The sequence below is a fragment of the Flavobacterium sp. 11 genome, assembly GCF_002754315.1.
Lineage (GTDB): Bacteria > Bacteroidota > Bacteroidia > Flavobacteriales > Flavobacteriaceae > Flavobacterium > Flavobacterium algoritolerans.
On the sequence record NZ_PEFE01000001.1, the window covers coordinates 1,677,877 to 1,700,049 of the forward strand.

At 34.6% G+C, this 22,173-nt stretch carries 22 protein-coding genes; 16 read left to right on the forward strand and 6 right to left on the reverse strand.

The genetic code is table 11. From position 1 onward, the window contains the following. Nucleotides 1-60: 60 nt before the first annotated feature. A complete protein-coding gene (locus tag CLV00_RS07355; protein ID WP_099714509.1) occupies nt 61-525 on the reverse strand; it encodes a hypothetical protein in 465 nt (154 codons plus the stop codon). Nucleotides 526-719: 194 nt separating this feature from the next. Between CLV00_RS07355 and CLV00_RS07360 the strand changes: the two genes are divergently transcribed. The 8 genes from CLV00_RS07360 (at nt 720) to CLV00_RS07395 (ending at nt 7,703) form a co-directional block, all read left to right on the forward strand. After that, the gene (locus CLV00_RS07360; protein WP_099714510.1) at nt 720-1,208 is read left to right on the forward strand and encodes a c-type cytochrome; all 489 of its coding nucleotides are present in this window, start codon (nt 720-722) and stop codon (nt 1,206-1,208) included. A 16-nt stretch (nt 1,209-1,224) separates the two neighbouring features. Continuing rightward, nucleotides 1,225-3,198: a Sec-dependent nitrous-oxide reductase gene (gene nosZ, locus CLV00_RS07365; RefSeq protein WP_099714511.1), complete on the forward strand. Its 1,974-nt coding sequence runs from the start codon at nt 1,225-1,227 to the stop codon at nt 3,196-3,198. A 64-nt stretch (nt 3,199-3,262) separates the two neighbouring features. Beyond that, complete coding sequence (locus tag CLV00_RS07370) at nt 3,263-4,279, forward strand: nitrous oxide reductase accessory protein NosL (RefSeq protein WP_233206869.1); 1,017 nt, start codon at nt 3,263-3,265, stop codon at nt 4,277-4,279. Nucleotides 4,280-4,327: 48 nt separating this feature from the next. After that, on the forward strand, nt 4,328-5,557 hold the full coding sequence (locus CLV00_RS07375) for a nitrous oxide reductase family maturation protein NosD (RefSeq protein WP_099714512.1): 1,230 nt from the start codon (nt 4,328-4,330) through the stop codon (nt 5,555-5,557). Continuing rightward, entirely contained in the window at nt 5,554-6,276 is a 723-nt protein-coding gene (locus CLV00_RS07380; RefSeq protein ID WP_099714513.1) for an ABC transporter ATP-binding protein, read from the forward strand. The genes CLV00_RS07375 and CLV00_RS07380 overlap by 4 nt, the downstream gene beginning before the upstream one ends. After that, nucleotides 6,260-7,027 (forward strand): ABC transporter permease subunit, encoded by a 768-nt coding sequence (locus CLV00_RS07385; protein WP_099714514.1) that lies wholly within the window; start codon nt 6,260-6,262, stop codon nt 7,025-7,027. Before CLV00_RS07380 ends, CLV00_RS07385 begins: the two co-directional genes overlap by 17 nt. Then, nucleotides 7,027-7,320 (forward strand): hypothetical protein, encoded by a 294-nt coding sequence (locus tag CLV00_RS07390; RefSeq protein ID WP_099714515.1) that lies wholly within the window; start codon nt 7,027-7,029, stop codon nt 7,318-7,320. The genes CLV00_RS07385 and CLV00_RS07390 overlap by 1 nt, the downstream gene beginning before the upstream one ends. Nucleotides 7,321-7,331: 11 nt before the next feature. After that, nucleotides 7,332-7,703 (forward strand): group III truncated hemoglobin, encoded by a 372-nt coding sequence (locus CLV00_RS07395; RefSeq protein ID WP_099714516.1) that lies wholly within the window; start codon nt 7,332-7,334, stop codon nt 7,701-7,703. 26 nt (nt 7,704-7,729) lie between these two features. Here the strand turns inward: CLV00_RS07395 and CLV00_RS07400 are convergent, their stop codons facing one another. The 3 genes from CLV00_RS07400 to CLV00_RS07410 all read right to left on the reverse strand — a co-directional run bounded on the left by CLV00_RS07400 (nt 7,730) and on the right by CLV00_RS07410 (nt 10,226). After that, complete coding sequence (locus CLV00_RS07400) at nt 7,730-8,329, reverse strand: fasciclin domain-containing protein (RefSeq protein WP_099714517.1); 600 nt, start codon at nt 8,327-8,329, stop codon at nt 7,730-7,732. A 67-nt stretch (nt 8,330-8,396) separates the two neighbouring features. Further along, the gene (locus tag CLV00_RS07405) at nt 8,397-9,629 is read right to left on the reverse strand and encodes a hypothetical protein (RefSeq protein ID WP_143394882.1); all 1,233 of its coding nucleotides are present in this window, start codon (nt 9,627-9,629) and stop codon (nt 8,397-8,399) included. Nucleotides 9,630-9,632: 3 nt separating this feature from the next. Then, nucleotides 9,633-10,226 (reverse strand): Crp/Fnr family transcriptional regulator, encoded by a 594-nt coding sequence (locus tag CLV00_RS07410; protein ID WP_099714519.1) that lies wholly within the window; start codon nt 10,224-10,226, stop codon nt 9,633-9,635. Between the two features lie 266 nt (nt 10,227-10,492). On the opposite strand from CLV00_RS07410, the gene CLV00_RS07415 reads away from it, so the two are divergent. From CLV00_RS07415 to CLV00_RS07440, 6 genes are all read left to right on the forward strand, one after another. Further along, a complete protein-coding gene (locus CLV00_RS07415; protein ID WP_099714520.1) occupies nt 10,493-12,307 on the forward strand; it encodes a hypothetical protein in 1,815 nt (604 codons plus the stop codon). Between the two features lie 128 nt (nt 12,308-12,435). Next, entirely contained in the window at nt 12,436-12,777 is a 342-nt protein-coding gene (locus CLV00_RS07420) for a hypothetical protein (protein ID WP_099716276.1), read from the forward strand. Between the two features lie 136 nt (nt 12,778-12,913). Then, on the forward strand, nt 12,914-13,696 hold the full coding sequence (locus CLV00_RS07425) for an MbnP family protein (protein ID WP_099714521.1): 783 nt from the start codon (nt 12,914-12,916) through the stop codon (nt 13,694-13,696). A gap of 57 nt (nt 13,697-13,753) precedes the next feature. Further along, nucleotides 13,754-14,791, forward strand: coding sequence for a cytochrome-c peroxidase (locus CLV00_RS07430; protein WP_099714522.1), 1,038 nt, complete (start codon nt 13,754-13,756; stop codon nt 14,789-14,791). Nucleotides 14,792-14,951: 160 nt separating this feature from the next. Further along, nucleotides 14,952-15,911, forward strand: coding sequence for a hypothetical protein (locus CLV00_RS07435; RefSeq protein ID WP_099714523.1), 960 nt, complete (start codon nt 14,952-14,954; stop codon nt 15,909-15,911). Between the two features lie 204 nt (nt 15,912-16,115). Further along, entirely contained in the window at nt 16,116-17,639 is a 1,524-nt protein-coding gene (locus tag CLV00_RS07440) for a DUF4394 domain-containing protein (protein ID WP_099714524.1), read from the forward strand. A gap of 160 nt (nt 17,640-17,799) precedes the next feature. Here CLV00_RS07440 and lysS read toward each other — a convergent pair whose 3' ends face one another. Next, the gene (lysS, locus tag CLV00_RS07445; RefSeq protein ID WP_099714525.1) at nt 17,800-19,509 is read right to left on the reverse strand and encodes a lysine--tRNA ligase; all 1,710 of its coding nucleotides are present in this window, start codon (nt 19,507-19,509) and stop codon (nt 17,800-17,802) included. Between the two features lie 293 nt (nt 19,510-19,802). Here lysS and CLV00_RS07450 point away from each other — a divergent pair, with 293 nt between their 5' ends. Both CLV00_RS07450 and lipB read left to right on the forward strand, forming a co-directional pair. After that, nucleotides 19,803-20,528 carry a hypothetical protein gene (locus CLV00_RS07450; protein ID WP_099716277.1) on the forward strand — a complete coding sequence of 242 codons (726 nt, stop codon included), beginning with the start codon at nt 19,803-19,805 and terminating at the stop codon, nt 20,526-20,528. A 108-nt stretch (nt 20,529-20,636) separates the two neighbouring features. Then, nucleotides 20,637-21,356: a lipoyl(octanoyl) transferase LipB gene (gene lipB, locus CLV00_RS07455; RefSeq protein ID WP_099714526.1), complete on the forward strand. Its 720-nt coding sequence runs from the start codon at nt 20,637-20,639 to the stop codon at nt 21,354-21,356. A gap of 7 nt (nt 21,357-21,363) precedes the next feature. Here the strand turns inward: lipB and CLV00_RS07460 are convergent, their stop codons facing one another. Then, on the reverse strand, nt 21,364-22,023 hold the full coding sequence (locus CLV00_RS07460; protein WP_099714527.1) for a ribonuclease HII: 660 nt from the start codon (nt 22,021-22,023) through the stop codon (nt 21,364-21,366). Nucleotides 22,024-22,173: the final 150 nt, after the last annotated feature.

The window sequence follows — 22,173 nt, forward strand, 5'->3', positions numbered from 1 at the left end:
AAAAGCCCCTGAATAGGGGCTTTTTTTATGAAATAAGATGAAGTATTTCAAGTAAACGGATTATTTTTTATCACCCGTTTCTGCTGGTTTTCTGTCTTTATGGTGCATCATTCTTTTTTTCATTCCGTGATGTCTTTTCGATTTCATGTCATCCCATTTTTTATATTGTTCTGGAGTAAGAATTTTTTTCACTCTTTCTTTCATAACAATTTGCTCGTCTAACATTTTGCTTTTTTTAGCAAAAAGTTCGTCAGAAGTAAGTTGTTTTTTATCCGAATCTTTAGTTGCTTTTCGTTCTGCCATTTTAGCTTCTCTTTTGGCACTTTGTTCCGCGATGATTTTACTCATTTCTTTTTGCTGTGAAGCATTCAAATCTAATTCCTGAGTCAATTTTTTTAAATGCAATTGGTTTCTTTGCTCAGGAGTCATTTGCTCTATTTTGGCTCTCTCTGGTCTTGCTTTTCTTTCTTGTGCAAAGCTTGTCATTCCGACAACTAATAATGCAACGATAAATAATTTTTTCATATGTATTGTTTTAAGTTTTATGCATATAGGACAAGGATAGCATTTAAAAGTTTAATCGTTAACAAAAGTTTATCGTTTGATTTTCTGATTAGAAGTAGAAAAATCATAAAAAATACTTGATTAAGTATGATTCCAGTCATAATTAATGCGCTAATCTAATCGCAAATTTGTTAAACAATTCTAAAAACAATTTTATGTACAAATTAACTTTTTTTGTAGTTGCATTCGTAATGTTAACTTCATGTGGTGATAAAACCAAAACTAATGATGACTTTTCAAAAGATACTGCTGCTCCATCTGAGGAATCTGCTACTAACTCAACCGATGCGGCTACGTATGATCCAAACAGAGGTATTGGAAAACACACATCGGTTGATTTAAGTGATAAATTAGATGAAGCAATGGCTGCCGAAGGAGAAAAAATCCAATCCGTTAAATGTTCTTCTTGCCATAAATTGACTGATGAAAAATTAGTTGGCCCAGGATGGAAAGGAGTTACTCAAAGACAAAAACCAGAATGGATTATGAATTTCATCACTAATCCAGATCCAATGATTGATAAAGATCCAAAACTTCAAGCGCAACTAGAACTTTGTTTAGTTCGTATGCCAAATCAAGCATTGACTGATGTTGACGCAAGAAACTTATTGGAATATATGCGTAAAAATGATGGAGTAAAATAATTTAACTCAAAATAATATGAACAATATTTTTATAAAAACCAGTCTTGCGATAGTCTTGGTAAGTGCACTTTTTGGTTCTTGCAGACCAAAAGATACTGCAGATGCCGTAAGTGGGGACGCAGCTCAAAAAGCGTATGTTGCTCCAGGAAAATATGACGAATTCTATAATTTCGTTTCAGGAGGTTTTAGTGGTCAAATGAGTGTATATGGTTTGCCAAGTGCAAGATTATTGAGAGTAGTTCCAATATTTTCCCAAGATCCTCAAACTGGTTACGGATACAGCGAAGAAACGAAACCAATGTTGAATACTTCTCACGGTTATGTGCCTTGGGACGATCAGCACCATTTAGAATTGTCTCAAACCAAAGGTGAGGTTGATGGTCGTTGGATTTTTGCCAATGCCAATAACACGCCAAGAATTGCCCGTGTTGATTTGAAAACGTTCAAAACGGTTGAAATAATTGAGTTGCCGAATAGTGCAGGAAATCACTCTTCTCCATTTATTACTGAAAACACAGAATATGTGGTGGCAGGAACCCGATTCAGCGTTCCTACGGATAATGCAAACGGTGATGTGCCTATCAATACCTACAAACAAAATTTCAAAGGCTATTTGAGTTTTGTAAAAGTAGGCAAGGAAGGTCAGATGGATATCGCTTTCCAAATTGAAGCGCCGGGAGTAAATTTCGACTTGAGTCATGCCGGTAAAGGCAAATCTCACGGTTGGTTTTTCTTCTCTTGTTACAATACAGAACAAGCCAATACTTTACTGGAAGTGAATGCTTCACAGAATGATAAAGATTATATTATGGCGGTGAATTGGAAAAAAGCCGAAGAGTACATTAAAGCCGGAAAAGGGAAAAAGGTAAAAGCTAAATATGTACACAATACTTGGGACGAAAAAACGCATACAGCAAAATCTGAAATGAGAACTGAAGTATTAGTTTTGGATTCTAAAGTCTTAAAAGACATTTGCTACATGATTCCTTGTCCAAAATCACCTCATGGATGTGATGTAGATCCTACAGGAGAATACATTATAGGCAGCGGAAAATTAGCGGCTTTAATTCCTGTCTTTAGTTTTGACAAAATGAAAAATGCTATTGCAAAAAAACAATTTGATGGAGAGTATGAAGGTATTCCGGTTATCAAATACGAAGCAGCTTTATATGGTGAGGTTAAAAAACCGGGATTAGGACCATTACATACTGAGTTTGATGGAAAAGGAAATGCATATACTACTTTCTTTGTTTCTTCCGAAGTGGTGAAATGGGACATTAAAACATTGAAAGTTTTAGATAGAGCACCTACTTATTATTCTCCTGGACACCTTTCTATTCCTGGTGGCGACAGTAAAAAACCATTTGGAAAATACATGGTCGTTTATAATAAAATTACCAAAGACAGATACTTGCCTACTGGACCTGAACTAGCTCAAAGTGCGCAATTGTTTGATATTAGCGGAGATAAAATGAAACTTATATTAGATTATCCAACTATTGGAGAACCCCATTATGCACAATCTGCTCCGGCTGATTTAATCAGGAATAATGGTCAGTTGAAATTTTATAAAATCGAAGAAAATAAACACCCTTATGTTGCCAAAGGAGAAAAAGAAGCTAAAGTAGTAAGACAAGGAAACCAAGTTCATGTGTATATGACTTCCATACGTTCTCACTTTGCTTCTGACAATATCGAAGGGGTTAAAGTGGGTGATGAGGTGTATTTCCATGTCACTAATTTAGAACAAGATTGGGATGTACCCCATGGATTTGCTATAAAAGGTGCTGATAATGCCGAGTTGTTAATCATGCCGGGTGAAACAGCTACTTTGAAATGGATACCAAAAAAAGTAGGCATATTTCCTTTCTATTGTACTGATTTTTGTAGTGCGCTACACCAGGAAATGTCAGGATATTTAAGAGTTTCTCCAGCAGGAAGTACTGTTCCTCTCACATTTAGCTTGGGAACAAATATACCGGCTAAATAAGAATCACTTCAAATTCAAGAGGGAACAAATTATTTAGTTTGTTCCCTTTTTTAATAAAAAAATCATGAATAATTCAAACATTTCAACGCTTTCAAAAGTGATGCTTTTGTTGGTGATGGTACTATTAGTGTCATCTGTTTTTGTTCCAATGTGGAGAATTGAATTGTCAGCTCCTCAATATCCGGAAGGTTTAGTACTGCAACTACATGCTAATAAAATAGGTGGTGATGTCGAGATTATTAATGGATTGAACCATTATATTGGCATGAAAACCTTGCACAAAGAAGATTTTATAGAGTTTACCGTATTGCCTTATATCATTGGTTTTTTTGCATTATGTGCTTTGGTAGTTGCGGTAGTTGCTAAGAAAAAAGGACTTTATGCTTTGTTTATTTCGTTCATTCTTTTTGGAATATTAGCAGCAGTCGATTTTTATCGATGGAACTATGAATACGGACATAATCTAGATCCAAATGCAGCAATCAGAGTGCCAGGAATGTCGTATCAGCCGCCATTAATAGGATACAAACAACTTCTGAATTTTGGAGCGTATTCTATTCCGGATAGTGGAGGATGGATGCTGATCGCATCGGGATTTTTATTGTTTTTACTAGTTATTAAAGAGGCTAATCTGTTGCAGAGATTCAAAAAATCAAGTACAACAACAGCTTTGTTTGTCTTTTTATCTTTGTCTTTTTTTTCCTGTGCCAAAACAGAAGTGGTTCCCATTAAATTGAACGTTGATACGTGCGATTTCTGTAAAATGACAATCGCCGATGGTAAATATGCGGCCGAAGTAATTACTGAAAAAGGAAGAGTCTACAAGTTTGACGATTTCATGTGTATGGTACATTATGGAAAAGAAAATTCCAACACAAAAATGACAACTTATTATGTGAATGATTATACCCAAGACAATGTTTTAATTACTGCTGAAACTGCTTTTTTCCTTTCCGGAGGAACTATTCAAAGCCCTATGAGAGGCGGAATTATTGCTTTTTCTTCTGAAAATGACGCAAAAGAATTTGAAATAAAATTAAAAGCAAAACCAGTTACTTGGGAAGCAGTAATCGCAAAATAAACCAGTCTTTTTTCTTATTTAAATTCAGACGGTTTAATTTTAAAAATAATGAAAAAACTACTCTACATATTTCTGTTTATTTCTTCATTTCTTCATGCTCGTGTAATTGAAGTAGGTGCTAATAAACCTGTAAAATCAATAAAAAAAGCAATTATCTCGGCTAAAGTTGGTGACACTATTTTAGTTCATAAAGGAGTTTACAAAGAAGGCAATATTGTTATTCATAAAAGAATTGTTTTTCTGGGTAAAGGATTTCCAGTTTTAGATGGGCAAAAAAAGTATGAAGTACTTTCCATTAAGGCGGATAGTGTGGTTGTGCAAGGTTTTAAAGTGATAAAATCAGGGTATGCTTCACTCGAAGATCCCTGCGCGATTAAAGTCTATAATAAAAGCCATGTTGTTATTCAGAACAATATTTTGGACGATAATTTCTTTGGAATTTATATCCAAAATGGTAAAAACTGCCTGATAAAAAACAATACAATTGTAGCGTATGGCAAAGAAGAACAGCAAATAGGCAACGGAATTCATTGTTGGAAAAGTGAAAACCTCCAAATTATCGCTAATACTATTTCCGGTCATCGTGATGGGATTTATTTTGAATTTGTTACCAATTCCGTTATCTGGAGAAATATTTCAACTAACAATATTCGGTATGGTTTGCATTTTATGTTCTCTAATGACGATGCGTATATTACCAATATTTTCAAGAATAACGGTGCCGGCGTTGCGGTAATGTTTACCAAAAATGTCAAGATGTTCAATAACTATTTCGAAGAAAATTGGGGTGATGGCGCTTATGGATTATTCCTTAAGGAAATCACGGACAGTCATATTATTGGAAATAAATTTTCTAAAAATACTTCTGGAATTCACATGGAAGGAACCAATCGAATTCGAATTGAAAAGAATGTATTTGAAGCCAACGGTTGGGCCATGAAAATCCAAGCCAGTTGCGTAGATAATGAAATCGTAAATAATAATTTTATTGGAAATACTTTTGATATGGGAACTAACGGAAGTTTAGTTTTAAATACGTTCAATACCAATTATTGGGATAAATATGAAGGATATGATTTAGACAAAAATGGTGTCGGTGATGTACCGTATCATCCGTTGAGTTTATTTGCAGTTTTAGTTGAAAATAATCCCTCGGCGATGTTGCTGTTCCGGAGTTTTATGATCACACTTTTGGATAAATCCGAAAAAGTGTTGCCCAGTATAACGCCGGATAATTTTATTGACAATTCGCCATTAATGCATTCATTACCATTATGATTGAAATAAAAAATATATATAAAAAATTTGGAAAATTAGAGGTTTTAAATGATATCAATCTTTCTTTTAAAAAAGGAGAATGCATTGCTTTAATTGGTCCAAATGGCTGTGGAAAAACCACTTTGATAAAAAGTATTTTGGGAATGGTCATTCCTTCTAAAGGCGATATTTTATTCAATGAAAAATCAATTTTAAAGGAATTTAAATATCGGGAACAAATAGGCTATATGCCGCAAATAGGGCGTTATCCGGATTATATGACAGTTGGGCAAATCATCGAAATGATAAAAAAAATTCGGAATTCGAATCAGGTTTTAGATGAGGATTTAGTCCATGCATTTGAACTCGAAAAAATAGTTGATAAACAAATGCGGACACTTTCTGGTGGAACAACGCAAAAAGTAAGTGCTACGCTGGCTTTTTTGTTTAATCCTGAAGTGTTGATTTTAGATGAACCTACAGCGGGATTAGATCCATTGGCTTCCGAAATATTGAAAGAGAAAATTATAAAAGAAAAAGAAAAGGGAAAACTCATTTTGATTACTTCCCATCTTTTGAGCGAATTAGATGACTTGATTACCCAAATTATTTACATGCAAGACGGGACAGTGCATTTTCATCAAAGTATCGCGGATTTATTGGAATCAACAAACGAACAAAAAATATCCAAAGCAATTGCTAAAATCTTAAAAAACAAAAGCAATGAACAGAATCATTAAAATCATTTTTCTAGACATTCTGAAGAACAAGATTATACTGGCGTACACGCTTATTTTAGCCATTCTTTCCTGGAGTTCATTTGGGCTGGAAGATAATTCTGCCAAAGGATTGCTTACCATTTTGAATATAATTTTATTCACGGTTCCGCTGGTTTCCATTCTTTTTGCCACGATTTATTTGTATAATAGTGCAGAGTTTATTGAGCTTTTATTAAGCCAACCCATTAAACGCAAGAAAATTTGGTTGAGTTTATTTCTCGGACTTTCGTTAGCAATGGTTTTAGCCTTTTTTATTGGTGCCGGAATTCCGCTTTTAATTAATGCACCGGATAGTGTAGGGATTATGATGCTCGTTATAGGTTGTCTGATTACGTTGGTCTTCGTGGCTTTAGCATTTTTAAGTTCGATACTGACGAGAGACAAGGCAAAAGGAATAGGGATTGCCATCATGGGCTGGTTATATTTTGCACTGCTTTTTGATGGAATAATTTTGTATTTATTGTTTCAATTTTCAGACTATCCAATAGAGAAAGCAATGATTGTAGTTACGGCGTTTAGTCCAATTGATTTAGCTCGAATTCAAATCCTATTGCATCTGGATGTTTCTGCGATGATGGGATATACCGGAGCTATTTTTAAAGATTTTTTCGGGACTTCATTGGGGCTGTTACTTTCTTTTTCGTTATTGTGTTTGTGGATTATTATTCCATTTTTCATTTCATTAATTAAATTTAAAAACAAAGATTTATAATGTTTAAAGATATACTTCAAAAACTAGAAAATGCCGCTAATCCAGTGGCGCAAGTGGTTCAAAATACTTCTTGCAGTAAAGTAATGGTGATTGCTTTCAAAAAAGGAATGATTCTCAAGGAGCATAAAACGGATGTTCCTGCCAAATTATTGGTGATAAAAGGAAACGTGATTTATAAAGAGGAGAACCAACAAAACGAACTCTTTCTTTATGACGAACAAGAAATTCCAGTAGCAGTTTTGCATTCCGTAGAAGCATTGGAAGACAGCTTGTGTTTATTGTTTAAAGGCTAAAAAATCTAGAAATGAAAACAGATATAAAAAACAGAAACGACATTGAGAAACTGATAAACACTTTCTACGGTAAAATAAAAACAGATACTAAAATTGGTTATTTTTTTACGGATGTAGCCAAAGTGAATTGGGAAGAGCACTTGCCTAAAATGTATGATTTTTGGGAAAATGTTATGTTTTCTAATGGGAATTACACGGGAAATCCGATGACTAAACACAAAGAGTTACATCAAAAAAGCGAAATGAAAGAAGCTCATTTTCAGCATTGGAACGCTTTGTTCAATGAAACTGTTGATGAGTTATTCACAGGAGAAAAAGCTGGAGAAATCAAACAAAGAGCCATGAATATTTCGGGGGTATTGATGTACAAAACCATAGGATGAAAAGCATAAAAAAAGCGTAAACTACTTTAGTTTACGCTTTTTTCAATCTGGAAAAATGAATTAATAATATTATTTTTTGGAAGTAAAACATCATTGATTACGTGTATAATTCCGTTTGATGTTGGTATTGATGCCACTATTTCGGAACCATTTACAAACACTTTGTCACCTACTTTAGTGATTTTTATTTTTCCTGCATTCACTTGTTCATATTCCTGCCCGTCTTGCATGTATTCAGTCTTTAGATTTCCTACGTAAGTATGGTATTCTAATATATTTTTCAAATCATCTTTTTTTCCGGGTTCTAATAATCCTTCAACGGTTCCTTTTGGAAGTTTATCAAAAGCAGCGTTTGTTGGTGCAAAAACGGTAAACGGCCCGGCATTGCTCAATACATCCACTAATTCTGCTGCTTTTACGGCTGTTACAAGTGTGGAGTGATCTTTGCTTCCGGAAGCTACCTGAACAATGTTTGGATTAGAAGTTTCATCAATCACCGCTGACTGTCCACCACCTTGGGTTGCTGTATTTTCTGTTGTTGATTCAGATGCAGCTTCACTATTTTGTTTGCAGCCAAAAATGGTAAATACACAAACAGCTACTACTAATTGAATTGATTTTTTCATAATTAAGTTTACTTTGGTTTTATATAGCAAAGTACTTAATTATCAAATGTTTATTATATGCGTTCAATCATAAAGGAGGGTTATTTTTAACTTTTTTGATGGAAAAATAGGTAGTAACCCCGATTCCTAAAAGCAAGATTAATGCAACTATAAAAAGAATTTCATTTACGTACGGAATTATGGTATAACTGAACGATGCAACACCTTGAACGGCTAAAACTAACTCATTTAATAAAACGCCAATGGAAAATAGAACCAGGCCAATTTTTATCTTTTTAGTAATGAAAATCAAATGACTGGCATAGATGTAAAACAACAAGAACAACGTGATTACCGCCAATAAAACCAAGTGTAAATAGGCGATTACAATTGGCCTGAAGCCAAAGGCAAGCTGGCTTAACGATGGGATTGTTGAACCCAATTGCAGAATGAATTTTATGCTTAATGCCAAACAGGAAAAGAGCAAAATATAGCGCAACAATGAAGCAAAATTTTTCAGATACTCTTTTTGTTTTTGTATTAAAATTAAAAGAAGTTTAAACCAGGCAAAAACCTGAATTATTGCAGCAAAAACTGTGATGGCATAAAGCCAAATCGGTAAATCGAGCCAAAGTGTGGATAAAAAATATGCAGGAATACAAGAAACAGCAAACAGCTTAAAGGAAGTTTCGTAAAAAGGATGTTCTGATTTTTTTAGATTTAAAAAGCCAAAAAATAAACCAATACAAGCAAAGAAAAACCAACCGTTATATTGAAAATGGAGAAAATAATAAATAGATGCTAAATATAAATCCTGTATGACATTTTTACTGGCCATCATGTAAGCCAAGTAAAAAGTGCCGAAAGAGGAAATAATATTAAAAACTACGGCGGCTTTAAACCAGTTTATTGAAGCAAAATCGGTATCTAGTTTTTTTAAATCTTTGATGTAATAATAGCCAAAAAGATAGGATACCAGAATCGATGCCGTTGAGAAAAATATGGAAATCATTCCGTATCCCTGAATAATAAAAAAAATCAGCATTCCATAGGAACAAATTAGATTGGCTATGATTATTTTTTGATATTTATTTGCTTGAAAATCAGTGGTTTTTTTCTGAAGATAATATGTCATCAATGTCATCAAAGTATGACTGATCCATCCTGAAAATGCAAAATGAGAATGGGAATGTAAGATGTTTTTTTGATTGAAATAAGGGAATTCAAAACCAATTTTATAACGCATTAAAACGCCAAGTGAGGCAACGATACAAAGATTTAACAAGGAGAATTTAAGCCAAAACTGTATGTTTAATTTCATTTTTTAATAAAATATTTTGTGATTGATGATGTCAACTTTGTTGCAATCATTCATTTTTGAAAAAACGCGAATCACCGTTTCGACTCTTAAACCGGTAAAATTTGCAATTTCCTGACGCGTATAGGGAATCAATACTTTACTGCCATTACATTCTGATTTTCTTTTGTGTGTATTCAAAAAGGCTAGAATTCTAAACTCCGGTTTCTGGTTGATGATCTCTTTTGAAGTATTGGATTTTGAATGAATTTTATTGGCAAGTAAAACCAAAAATGCTTTCTGTATTACGGGATATTCGTCAAGAATTTTCAAAAATTTATCCTTTGATAATTTTATGATAGTGCTGTCCTGAATGCAAATCGCTTTAGATGGATACGGCTGATCAATAAACAAAGGAGGTTCTCCAAAACTTTCTCCTATACAAAAAAGTCCTTGTGTGAACTCTTTTCCTTCGTCATTTGAGTTAAACATTCTCACGCTGCCATCAATGATTTGATAATAAAAATGAGCTATTTCATCTTCCTGAAAAATAACTTCATTTTTTTTGTATTTTTTGGCAACAGCTCCCCATGAAAACAATAAATCGATGTCTATTTGCATAATTAAATTGGAATTAATAATAGTTTATTAGCAATAAAAAAAGGCAAAAATTTGCAACGAATACAAATATAATTTTTATAAAATCAATAGTAATATGATTGAAATCATAAAATATCATCAGAAAAAAGTATTTGTTTAGTGAAAATTCACATAAAAAAATAATGGCTAAAGTATTTCATTAAAGTAGCATAGCATATGATATTTATCAGTTTTTATAGTTTTTTGTTTCTCGACTTTTGTGGTTTATTTATTAAATCATTTTTAGCATGACAAAAAATAATCCGCTTCATACTTTTCATATCCCGGTTATGGGACTTGCTTATACGATTGATAGTCCTATACGAGTGGCGAAGTATGGAATTTCATCTGTGATTTCAATTATGGATGATGAACTTATCGAAAAAATGAATGCTTTTTACAGTAAGAAATTCGATTTGCCGTATCAGGAAATTACCCAAAAAATACATGATTATCGTGCAGAACGCATTACTTCTTATTTGAATTTGGTAGACAAAATCGTAAAAGAAAAATTTGAAAATTTCAAAACGGAACTATCCGAAAGCAAATCAGCTTTGGAAAATTACATCGCCATGCTGCCCAACAAATCAGAGATTAAATCAGGTTTGCAAAACTTGATGGAAGACGGTTTTGCTTTCAAAGAAAACATCAAAAATTATCTGGAGAAAAATCTTTATCCGGGCGATATTGATGTCAATATTATGACCAAATTGGATAAGGATAATTTCATCAAAGACGAACAATTACCAATTATTTTTAATGATGCACATGCCGCGCTGCGTGGGTTTGTCAATAGTACATTAGAATCTTCGGTAGTTTTATCGGCGGGGATGAATCCAAGATTATACAGCTATTTCGAAAGTTTTTCAGCTTTCTTTCCAGATTCGAATAATGCATTGAAAAAGAAAATCACGCTGAAAGTAAGCGACTTTCGTTCGGCGATGATTCAAGGGAATTTTCTGGCTAAAAAAGGACTTTGGGTTTCTGAATATCGAATCGAATCCGGACTGAATTGCGGCGGACATGCTTTTGCAACCGAAGGCTATTTGTTAGGACCGATTCTGGAAGAATTCAAACAGAAAAAAGAGCAATTGATTCAATCCGCACACGAGTTGATGGTGAAAGCATTGGGGCAAAAAGAAATGCATGTTCCAGAACAGCCTTTATATTTAAAAATCACGGTTCAAGGCGGCGTAGGAACTGCTGAAGAACACGATTTTCTATTGGACCATTATAATGTGGATTCTGTGGGTTGGGGTTCGCCTTTTTTATTGGTTCCTGAAGCAACATCGGTAGATAAACACACCAGAGATTTATTGGCTGGAGCCAAAGAAGATGATTTGTATTTAAGTCATATTTCGCCATTGGGAATTCCTTTCAATACGTTACGAGGAACGACGAATGAAAAATTGAAATTGAAACGAATTGAGGAAAGCAAAGCGGGAAGTTCATGTCCAAAACGATTTTTGGCGCTAAGCAAAGAATACGATGCGAAAGGAATTTGTACATCTTCCAAAAAATTTCAAGATTTGAAACTGGAAGAATTGCTTCTTGAAAAAGATATTTTACCAGCAGAAGTTTTCGAAAAAAAGAAAAACAGTATTACGGAGAAAGCCTGTCTTTGTGTAGGTTTAGCCAATGCTTCGTATCTTGAAAATGACATTAAAATTAAAGGTCAGGCGCAAGGAGTAATCATTTGTCCCGGACCTAATATGGCATATTTTGATCAAGAAGTTTCACTGTCTAAAATGGTGCAGCATATTTATGGAAACGCATCGGTATTGTGGGTCACTAATAGACCAAATCTATTTGTTAAAGAGTTAAAAATGTATTTAGATTATCTGAAGAATGAAATTGTATCCGTTTCTGAAGAAATAACTTTGGGGCAAATTAAAAAATGGAATTCATTTAAAAGTAATTTGCTGCAAGGAATTGAATATTATGAAGATTTATTCTCAACAACTCCTTTTTTCGAAAGTTCTAAAAAAGAGATTTTTAGTCAATTTAATTCCTATAAATTAGAATTATTTGAGATTGAAATCCCCGAATTGAAATTGGCATAAAGCCTCCAAATATTTGTTTTTAAATAGAATGATTTTTACAGGATTATTCTATTTAAAAATATTTTTTTTGCTCAATGATGTTGTAAATTTGCACCGTGAAAAAAATCATATTCATAATTGTATTAATCATGCTAGTAAAGCCCATTCTGCCGGTTTTAGAGTATGTCGTGAATTATGAATACATTTCAAAAGTGCTTTGTATCAATAAGGATAAGCCTAAAATGCAATGTAACGGAAAATGTCATTTGATGAAAGAATTAGCTAAAGCTTCTGATGCTGAAAAACCACTTTCTTCGGATAAAAAAGGAACTACTCCAATACTTGATGTACTTATTTTTGAGGAAATCAAATCTTTCGAAATTGTACCCGTTTGTTTTGGTACCAAAGAAAAAATAAACCCATACTATTCTAATTTATACTTTCACTTGAATAGTACTTCTGTTTTTCACCCACCCACTTTCATTTCTTAAATTTTTATGCACGTAGTGTGCTTTTATTAATCCGTTTTTATACAACGGATGAGATTCTGTTTGCTTTTTTTGGAAAAAAATGGTCCAAAAACGGCAGGCAAATCAATACCTATATTTAAAATAAAAAACCTAAGAAATGAAATTTCAATTAAAAAATATACTAGCTGTAATGGCTATCGCAGTTACCTTATTCTCTTGTTCAAATGATGATGATGATGAAACGATTACCGGTAATGGAAATCTTAAATTAGAATTCGATAACGTATACAAGTCAGCAAATTTTGCTTTCAATACAAACTATACAAATTCTAATGCTGAGGTTGTTACGGTTTCTAAAGTGAAATATATTGTGAGTAATATTGTCTTGACAAAAGCAGACGGAACGACTTTTATCTATCCAAAAAACCAAAGTTATTTTATTGTAGACGAACTGACAACAACAACTTTGACGTTGAATCTTTCCAATATCCCTGCCGGAAATTATACTAAAGTAAAATACGGAATAGGAGTTGATAAAACCCAGTGGGAAGCAGGAGCAACGGGTCAAGGAGATTTCTTGGCAACAGCCCAAACGGCCGGAATGATGTGGTCTTGGAGCGCCGGTTATAAGTTTGTGGCTTTCGAAGGAACTTTTACTTCATCTACGGTGCCAACTGCTACGCAATTTAAACTCCATACCGGACAAACCGGAACGGATTATAACTACACTGAAGTTACTTTAGATTTTCCTGAAAATGCTTTGGTGAGAACTACAATTACGCCTCAAGTTCACATTATGGCTGATTTGTCTCAACTTATTGATGGAACCAATAAAATCAATTTTTCAGAATCTGCAACCGTGATGGGTGGTGCTAAATTAGCTTTAGTCACCGCTAATATATCCTCGATGTTTACAATAGACCACGTTCATAACGACTAATTTTCAATCTAGCAGCGGTTGGGTATCAAAGTCTGACCGCTTAAAAAAAAGTATAAAATGAAAGCAAAATATATAGTATTGCTCATTTTGCCGTTGCTTTGGTCTTGTTCTAATGATGCTGATGAATATCAAGATATTCCATTAGATTTTCAAGTTCCGGCTAATTTTCCACCTTTGGCTTATAATTTATCGAATAATCCACCAACAGAAAAAGGATTCGAACTCGGGAAAAAACTTTTTTACGACGGTCGATTGGCTTCAGATGGGATTGTTTCCTGCGGGTTTTGTCACATTCAGGAAGATGCTTTTACGCACCACGGCCACACTTTGAGTCACGGGGTTGATGACGCCATAGGAACCCGAAACACGCCACCAATCCAAAATTTGGCCTATCAAACCACATTTATGTACGATGGAGCAACAACACATTTAGACTTGCAACCCATTATTCCGTTCACGAGTCCTATAGAAATGAATGGCGATTTTGCCAAAGCTATTGCTATGATGAAAGGTGATTCCGAGTACCAAAAGCTATTCAAAATTGCTTTTACGGATGGACAAATTAATTCCGAAAATATGCTCAAAGCCTTGGGGCAGTTTATGGTCATGGTGACGTCCTCAAATTCCCGTTTCGATAAGTACCGCCGCAATGAATCTGGCGGAACGCTCACTCAAGACGAGCAGGACGGTTATGCAATTTTCAACCAGAAATGTTCCAGTTGTCACGCCACGGATTTGTTTACCGATAATTCTTTTAGAAACAATGGCTTGCCAATTGATCCCTCGTACAATGATATCGGGCGTTTTCGCGTGACGGAGCTGTCACAGGATAAGTACAAATTCAAAGTACCAAGTCTAAGAAACATAGAAAAAACAGCTCCTTACATGCACGATGGACGCTTATTTACATTGGAAGCTGTTCTGGAACATTATAATTCCGGAGTAGTCAATTCAGCTACTTTAGACCCCATTTTGAATAAAAACGGAACACTCGGAATCACTTTGACAGCGACCGAAAAAACAAAAATAATAGCTTTCCTGAAAACATTGACAGACACACAATACCTAACGGATAAACGCTTTTCCGAATATTAATTTAAGAAGCTATTTCCTGCTGTACACTGCAAGTCCTCGCTGCAAAAGCCGTTTTTCTATGTCCTGAAAAGAGCTTCCTTTGGTCGCTTTTTCAGGACAAGAAAAACAAGCTTTTTCTGCTCCGGGCTTTCCGTTTCCATCAGGGCTAAAAACAATAAACATGAAAAAATACACACTACTATTAGTACTACTTTTTCAATTGGCAAACGCCACCGAAAAAGACAGTTTAAACACAATAAATCCATTTACAAAATACCATTCCTTCCTTGAAGAAGAGGATTTCTGTGATGTCTGCGGTTGCTCCGCCAGTGGTGGTAGCATGGGATTTGCCTCGATGTTAAACTCTAATTTTGTCGGGATTCGGTATTTTAATCAACAATACAAATCGACAGATGGCTTGTACAGCAATTCGCCTTGGTACAAAGAAAATTTCAACACCGTTCAGGTTTGGGGCCGAATCCCGGTTAGCGAAAAGGTTCAGGTTTCGGCATTATTGCCGTATCATTTTCATGCAAGAGAAACCGCAACTGGCAACAAAATCATCAATGGGATTGGCGATATTACTGTTTTGGCAATGTATCGTTTGTATCAAACGCATAAAGACAGTACTTTTTTAGTACATACATTACAATTGGGAGGCGGAATCAAAGCGCCAACCGGAAAATTCAATGAAGCAAATTCCGGCAGTATAAATCCAAGTTTTCAAGTAGGAACAGGAAGTTGGGATTATCTTTTGGCAACTGAATATGTGGTTAAAAGAAAACAATTTGGTTTAAACTCGATGCTGAATTACGTTATAAAAACAGAAAATCAAAAGAGTTACCGTTTTGGGAATCAATTGAATTACGCAGGAACTTTTTTCTATTTGTACGAAAAAAACAGTTTTTCTATTGTTCCACAACTTGGTTTTGCCGGTGAAGTTTATGAAAGTAATTATCAATACAATCAAAAATTAAGAAATACAAACGGTGATATTTTGTTTGGGAAATTAGGTTTTGAGGTAGGAAAGGATAGGTTTTCTTTTGGAGCTAATGCCATGTTGCCTATCAATCAAAATCTTACCGGCGGCAATGTAGAAGCGAATTACAGGTGGAGTGTAAACTTGAATTATAGTTTGTAAAATCATAAAAGTTTATTGAATTTTTTTTTAGTTATTGGTATTATGTTCTCAAGGTGACTTGAGTCCGCTTATACCGATCAAGTCGGAGGTGTTTTTTACTCTTGTTATACGTTACGATTTAGTAGTTATGTAAGTTTTTTTAAAAATTTTAAAACCATAATGAAGTATGTTTCGTATGTAAATACATAACTAAATAAACAAACGATGAAAAACAAACAACAAAATTTAGGATTTGCGTCTATAATTGGACTAGCACTGTTATCTTTTACCGCAATTTCATGTAATGATGACGATAACAATGAAATGATGATGCCTGTATCGGCACCAGATGTAAATTTTACGGCATTAGCCAGTAATAATACCATTCTTACATTCAATGCACGAAATTTAGGAACTCCAACTTCAACCACTCCAATTGTTGGTTTACCAGCATCAGAGAGTATTGTAAGTATTGATTACAGACCAGCAACAGGGCAGTTATATGCCTTAGGTTCTTCTAGTCGTCTCTATTTTATTAATGAGAAAAGTGGAGCTGCAACAGCATTAGGTGCTGGATCTTTTTCTCCTATTGTCGCGGGAGGAAATGCCTCATTAGATTTTAATCCTACAGTAGATAGAATTCGTTTGGTAACAGATTCAGGTCAAAATTTAAGATTGCATCCAGAATTAGGAACTGTTGTGGTAACTGATGGTATTATTAATGGTGGTGCAAATGCTAAAATTGGTGCTGTAGCATATACTAATAGTATGGCTGGAGCTACAGCAACTATGTTGTATGACATTGATTTTGAACAAGATAAATTATACATGCAAACGCCGCCTAACGACGGAACGCTTCAACTTGTTGGTGACTTAGGAGTTAACTTTCAAGGTGTAGGAGATATGGATATTTTAGCGGATAATTCTACTGCTCTTGCTGTAACAAACAATGCTAATGTATCCACATTATATACAATTGATTTAACTACAGGAAAAGCCGTTGATGTTGGTAAATTCACTGCTCCGGTAATAAGTTTAGCATTTAAGACTAATCCAATCGCTTATGCAACAACTACTGGAAATATGTTGGTTCGTTTTAATCCTACAAGCGGGAATAATAATTCTGTAGCATTAACTGGTTTAGCTGCAAGCGAAAGTATTGTAGGTTTAGATTTTAGACCAGCAAATGGAGCATTGTATGCGATCTCAAATCAAAGCAGATTGTTTTCTGTGAATACTGCAAGTGGAGCATTAACAGTAGTTGGTTCAACATTAGTGCCTGGATTATCAGGTACAGCTTTTGGTTTTGATTTTAATCCAACGGTGGACAGAATAAGATTAGTAAGTAATACAGGTCAAAACCTACGTTTACACCCAGATTTGGGAACAGTAGTCGCAGTTGATGGTAATTTAAATCCTGGAACACCATTTATAACGGGTGCTGCATATACAAATAATATTGCTGGAGCAACTACAACAGCTTTGTTTGTAATTGACTCACAAACGGATATGTTATTCCGTCAAGACCCACCAAATAATGGGACATTAGTTGCTATTGGAAATTTAGGGGTAAATGTTGATGCTGATAGTGGATTTGATATTGGTGGAAATAGTGCTACAGCTTTTGCTTTATTGAAAGTAAACAGTGTTACTTCTGTATACAGTATTAATATGGCAACGGGTGCTGCAACTAAGGTTTCTGATATAAATATTCAAGCTACAGCAATGGCTGTTGGTTTAGGATTTTAATCGTAAGGTTTTATTTGAATTAGTAAGCTGGCTCTAAAAAGAGCCGGCTTTTTTATGTTATTACATCGTATTCAGGTATCGTCTGTAATTTTTTAGTTTATTCTATAAAAAAAGGAGCTTCAATTGAAGCTCCTTTTTTTAAATATATACTTGAATAAACTTATTCTTTCAATCGACACGCTTTACTGTCACCATTCACTACAACTTCTGTCAATCCTAAAGCAGATAGGTTTTTCATGGCTTTGTCCCATTTTTTACCGCTCAATTCTGATTTGATTTTCAAAAGACCAAATTCCATTTGGTTTTCATTGACTTTCAAAAGATCAATAATTAATTTTTCGTCTTCTTCTAATTCAATTTGAACTTGTTTTTTCTCTGGTCGCATTTGCGGGAACAACAACACTTCTTGAATAGAAGCATTATTTGTCAAATACATAATCAATCGGTCCATTCCAATTCCCATTCCAGATGTTGGAGGCATTCCGTATTCTAAAGCTCTCAAGAAATCTTCATCGATAATTCCAGTGGCTTCATCATCTCCTTTTTCAGACAATCTCATTTGGTCTTCAAAACGTTCTCTTTGATCAATTGGGTCGTTTAATTCAGAATATGCGTTCGCAACTTCTTTACCACAAACCATTAATTCAAAACGTTCTGTCAATTCCGGATTGTCACGGTGTTGCTTACACAATGGAGACATTTCCTTTGGATAATCTGTGATGTAAGTAGGTTGAATATAATTTCCTTCGCATTTAGCGCCAAAGATTTCATCAATCAATTTTCCTTTACCCATGGTTTTATCCACGTCAATTCCCATACCTCTTGCAGCATCAAATAGCTCAGTTTCACTTTTTCCTGAAATATCAAATCCAGTAAAATGTTTGATAGAATCAGTCATTGTAACTCGTGCGTAAGGGGCTTTGAAATTGATGGTATGTTCTCCAAAAGTCACTTCTGAAGTTCCATTTACGGCAATGGCACAATGTTCCAAAAGGTCTTCGGCAAATTTCATCATCCAGTTGTAGTCTTTGTAGGCTACATATATTTCCATGGCAGTAAATTCCGGGTTGTGTGTACGGTCCATTCCTTCGTTACGGAAATTTTTCGAAAACTCATAAACTCCTTCAAAACCACCAACAATCAATCTTTTTAAGTACAACTCATTTGCAATACGCATGTATAATGGCATGTCAAGCGAGTTGTGGTGCGTGATAAAAGGACGCGCTGCAGCACCACCGGGAATCGGTTGTAAAACAGGCGTTTCTACCTCTAAATATCCTTTGTCATTAAAGAACGAACGCATTGCATTGAACAATTTTGTTCTTTTAATAAATGTTTCTTTTACGTGATCGTTCACCGTTAAATCCACATAACGACGGCGGTATCTTTGTTCCGGATCAGCAAAAGCATCATGCGTTTTTCCATCGGCATCTGTTTTTACAACAGGAAGTGGTTTTAAAGCTTTAGACAAAACCGTCAATCCATAAATATGAACCGAGATTTCACCCACTTGCGTTTTGAAAACTGTCCCGCGAACCCCAATAAAATCGCCAATATCCAATAGTTTTTTGAAAACTACATTATACATTGTTTTCTCTTCATCAGTCGAAATATCATCTCTGGAAACATATACTTGAATACGTCCTTCAGCATCTTTCAATTCTGCAAATGAGGCCTTTCCCATGATACGCTTACCCATCAAACGACCTGCTAAAACAACTTCTTTTCCTTCGTACTTTTCGAAATCAGCAAGGATTTCGCTAGAATATGCGGTTGTGATAAATTCGGCTGCAGGATAAGGTTCGATGCCTAAATTGCGTAATTCTGTAAGTGCTTCTCTACGTAGAGTTTCTTGTTCGGATAATGCCATTATATTCTGATTTTAAGAGCGCAAAGATACTATATAAGTTCTAAAGTTGCAAAGACAGCAATACATAAAGGGTTTTAGTTTTTTGGAGCAGATAATTTTGTTTTTTCAAGACAACCTGTCCCGCTATTCGTTCTATCTTTTTTTCTTGTTGAACAAAAAATAAGAAAAAAAGGATGTCTCCCGAAGCTTCGGGACTATCGGGGCTATTTAACTACTTTTTCTTTTTCAAAACAGCGTGAAAAATAGTACAAATCATGTATATTTGGAAACCAATAAATACTCTGAATTACCAAATGAAAATACACGCTTTACTACTTTTAGTATTCTTTTTAACAAGTTGCCAAGTCACAGAAACCATATATTTAAACGAAGACGGAACCGGAAAAATAGAAACGGTATCACTTCGCGATGAACACAGTTATATGCAATTAGCGGGTGAAAACTACTCCAAAGAAGAAATTTTTAGAGATACCACTTATGTTTTTGAGGATTTGATAGCAAAACATTCCGAAACATTTTCCAGATTACCGGCGTTTGAAAAAGCCATTTTTCAAAAATTTGCTACGGTAAAAGTACATATCAAGAAAAGTTCTTTCGAGAAAGAATTCCGCACAACAATTACTCAAAACTTTAATAAAATAGAAGAAGTCGCAGACTTATACAAAACCGAGGAATATGCAGATGATATAGAAAATAATTACGCATTGGTTGCCGAAGAACATTATTATAGTGTAAACTATGCTTTTGACGGAAGTCTTTTTAAAAGAATAGTAAAAATTACTGATGTAGTTGAGCTAAAAAAACAGCAGGATAAGATTGAAGGTTATAAAACGCAAGTTTCTAAATTCAAAATCACACAGCCTTATGTTCTAAAATATCATTTTCCCAGAAAAATAAAATCGGTGTCCAATTCGAATGCAAAAATCAGTGAAGATAGAAAATCATTGGAATTACATTTTTTAATAGCGGATTGTTTAGTAAATCCTGAGAGTACGAATCTGGAAGTTGTTTTAGAGTAACTTATATTGGAAGTTTTTCTTCTCTGTAACTTCTCTTAAAAACTTTGTACCTTTGCAATTCAAAAATAAGTGGACGAAATAGGATTGCTTCGTTCCTAGCAATGACAAATGAATAAAACCATCCAACTTCAAGATTTAGGAGCCAAAGATTACAAGGAAACTTGGGAATACCAAGAAGAATTGTTCAAAGGAATCGTAGACTTGAAAATTCGAAATCGCAGAGAAGAACTTGACTTAGAAACTCCAAATTACTTTCTTTTTGTGGAGCATCCACACGTTTATACTTTAGGTAAAAGTGGTGATTTAAGTAATTTGCTTTTATCTGAAAAGCAATTGGAAGCCAAAGGAGCAACTTTCTACAAAATCAATCGTGGTGGCGATATTACCTATCACGGACCAGGGCAAATCGTGGGATATCCAATAATAGACTTAGAAAATTTCTTTACTGATATTCATAAATACTTACGGTTTTTGGAGGAGGCTATTATTCTTACCCTTCAAGATTATGGAATTGCTTGCGGCAGAAGCGAAGGTGAAACCGGAGTTTGGTTAGGCGTAGGAACTCCATTTGCAAGAAAAATTTGTGCTATGGGTGTTCGCGCTTCCCGTTGGGTAACCATGCACGGATTTGCTTTAAACGTAAATGCCGATTTAGGTTATTTCGATAATATCATTCCGTGTGGTATTCGCGGTAAAGCGGTAACTTCATTAAATGTAGAGCTTGGCGTAGAAAAAGTTAATGAAGAAGAAGTCAAAGAAAAAATCCTGAAACATTTCTCCATTCTTTTTGAAGCGACTTTTGAGAAATCTGCAATCAAAAATCATTAATCTACAATCAAAAATCAAAAGTATACTGTTCCGGCAATAAGCGAAATGTCATTCGGTGGTATTTTGTAACTCCATAGATTCGAATTGCTTCTCGGTGTTCTTTGGTAGGGTAACCTTTGTTTTGTTTCCAATTGTACATTGGGAATTCCTCATGAATCCGATTCATATATTCATCACGATATGTTTTTGCCAACACGGAAGCGGCGGCAATACTCATGTATTTTGAATCTCCTTTTACAATACTGGCATTCGGAATCGAATTTAGGATTTCAATTTCAGCATCGGTAAAAATTTTTCCTCCGCGATTTTTAATTCCTCCTTTAGGTATTAATGGACTATTTCCGTCTACAATAATAGATTCGGGTTTTGGGTCTAATTTTAGAATGCTTTCCTGCATTGCTTTTATAGATGCATTCAGAATGTTTATTTCATCGATTATTAAAGGTTCTAGATGAGTTACCGCAAATGAAATGCATTCTTGCTCAATAATAGGTCTTAATTTTTCTCTCGCTTTTTCAGACAGTTGTTTGCTGTCGTTTAGTGTACTGTTTTGAAAATCAGAGGGTAAAATTACAGCTGCTGCAGTAACTGGCCCTGCAAGGCAACCACGACCCGCTTCGTCAGTTCCAGTTTCTAAATTTTGTGTTAAAAAAAAGGGGCTTAACATTTTATTAATTTTGACAAAAATATTGATTTATATGTAATTATTCGTAAAAAAATATGTATGCAGATGAAATTTTAATATTATATGCTCTTTTAGGTTTAATATTTTAACAAAAATAAAATGTGTTAATTCTTGTAAATACTTGCTACTTTA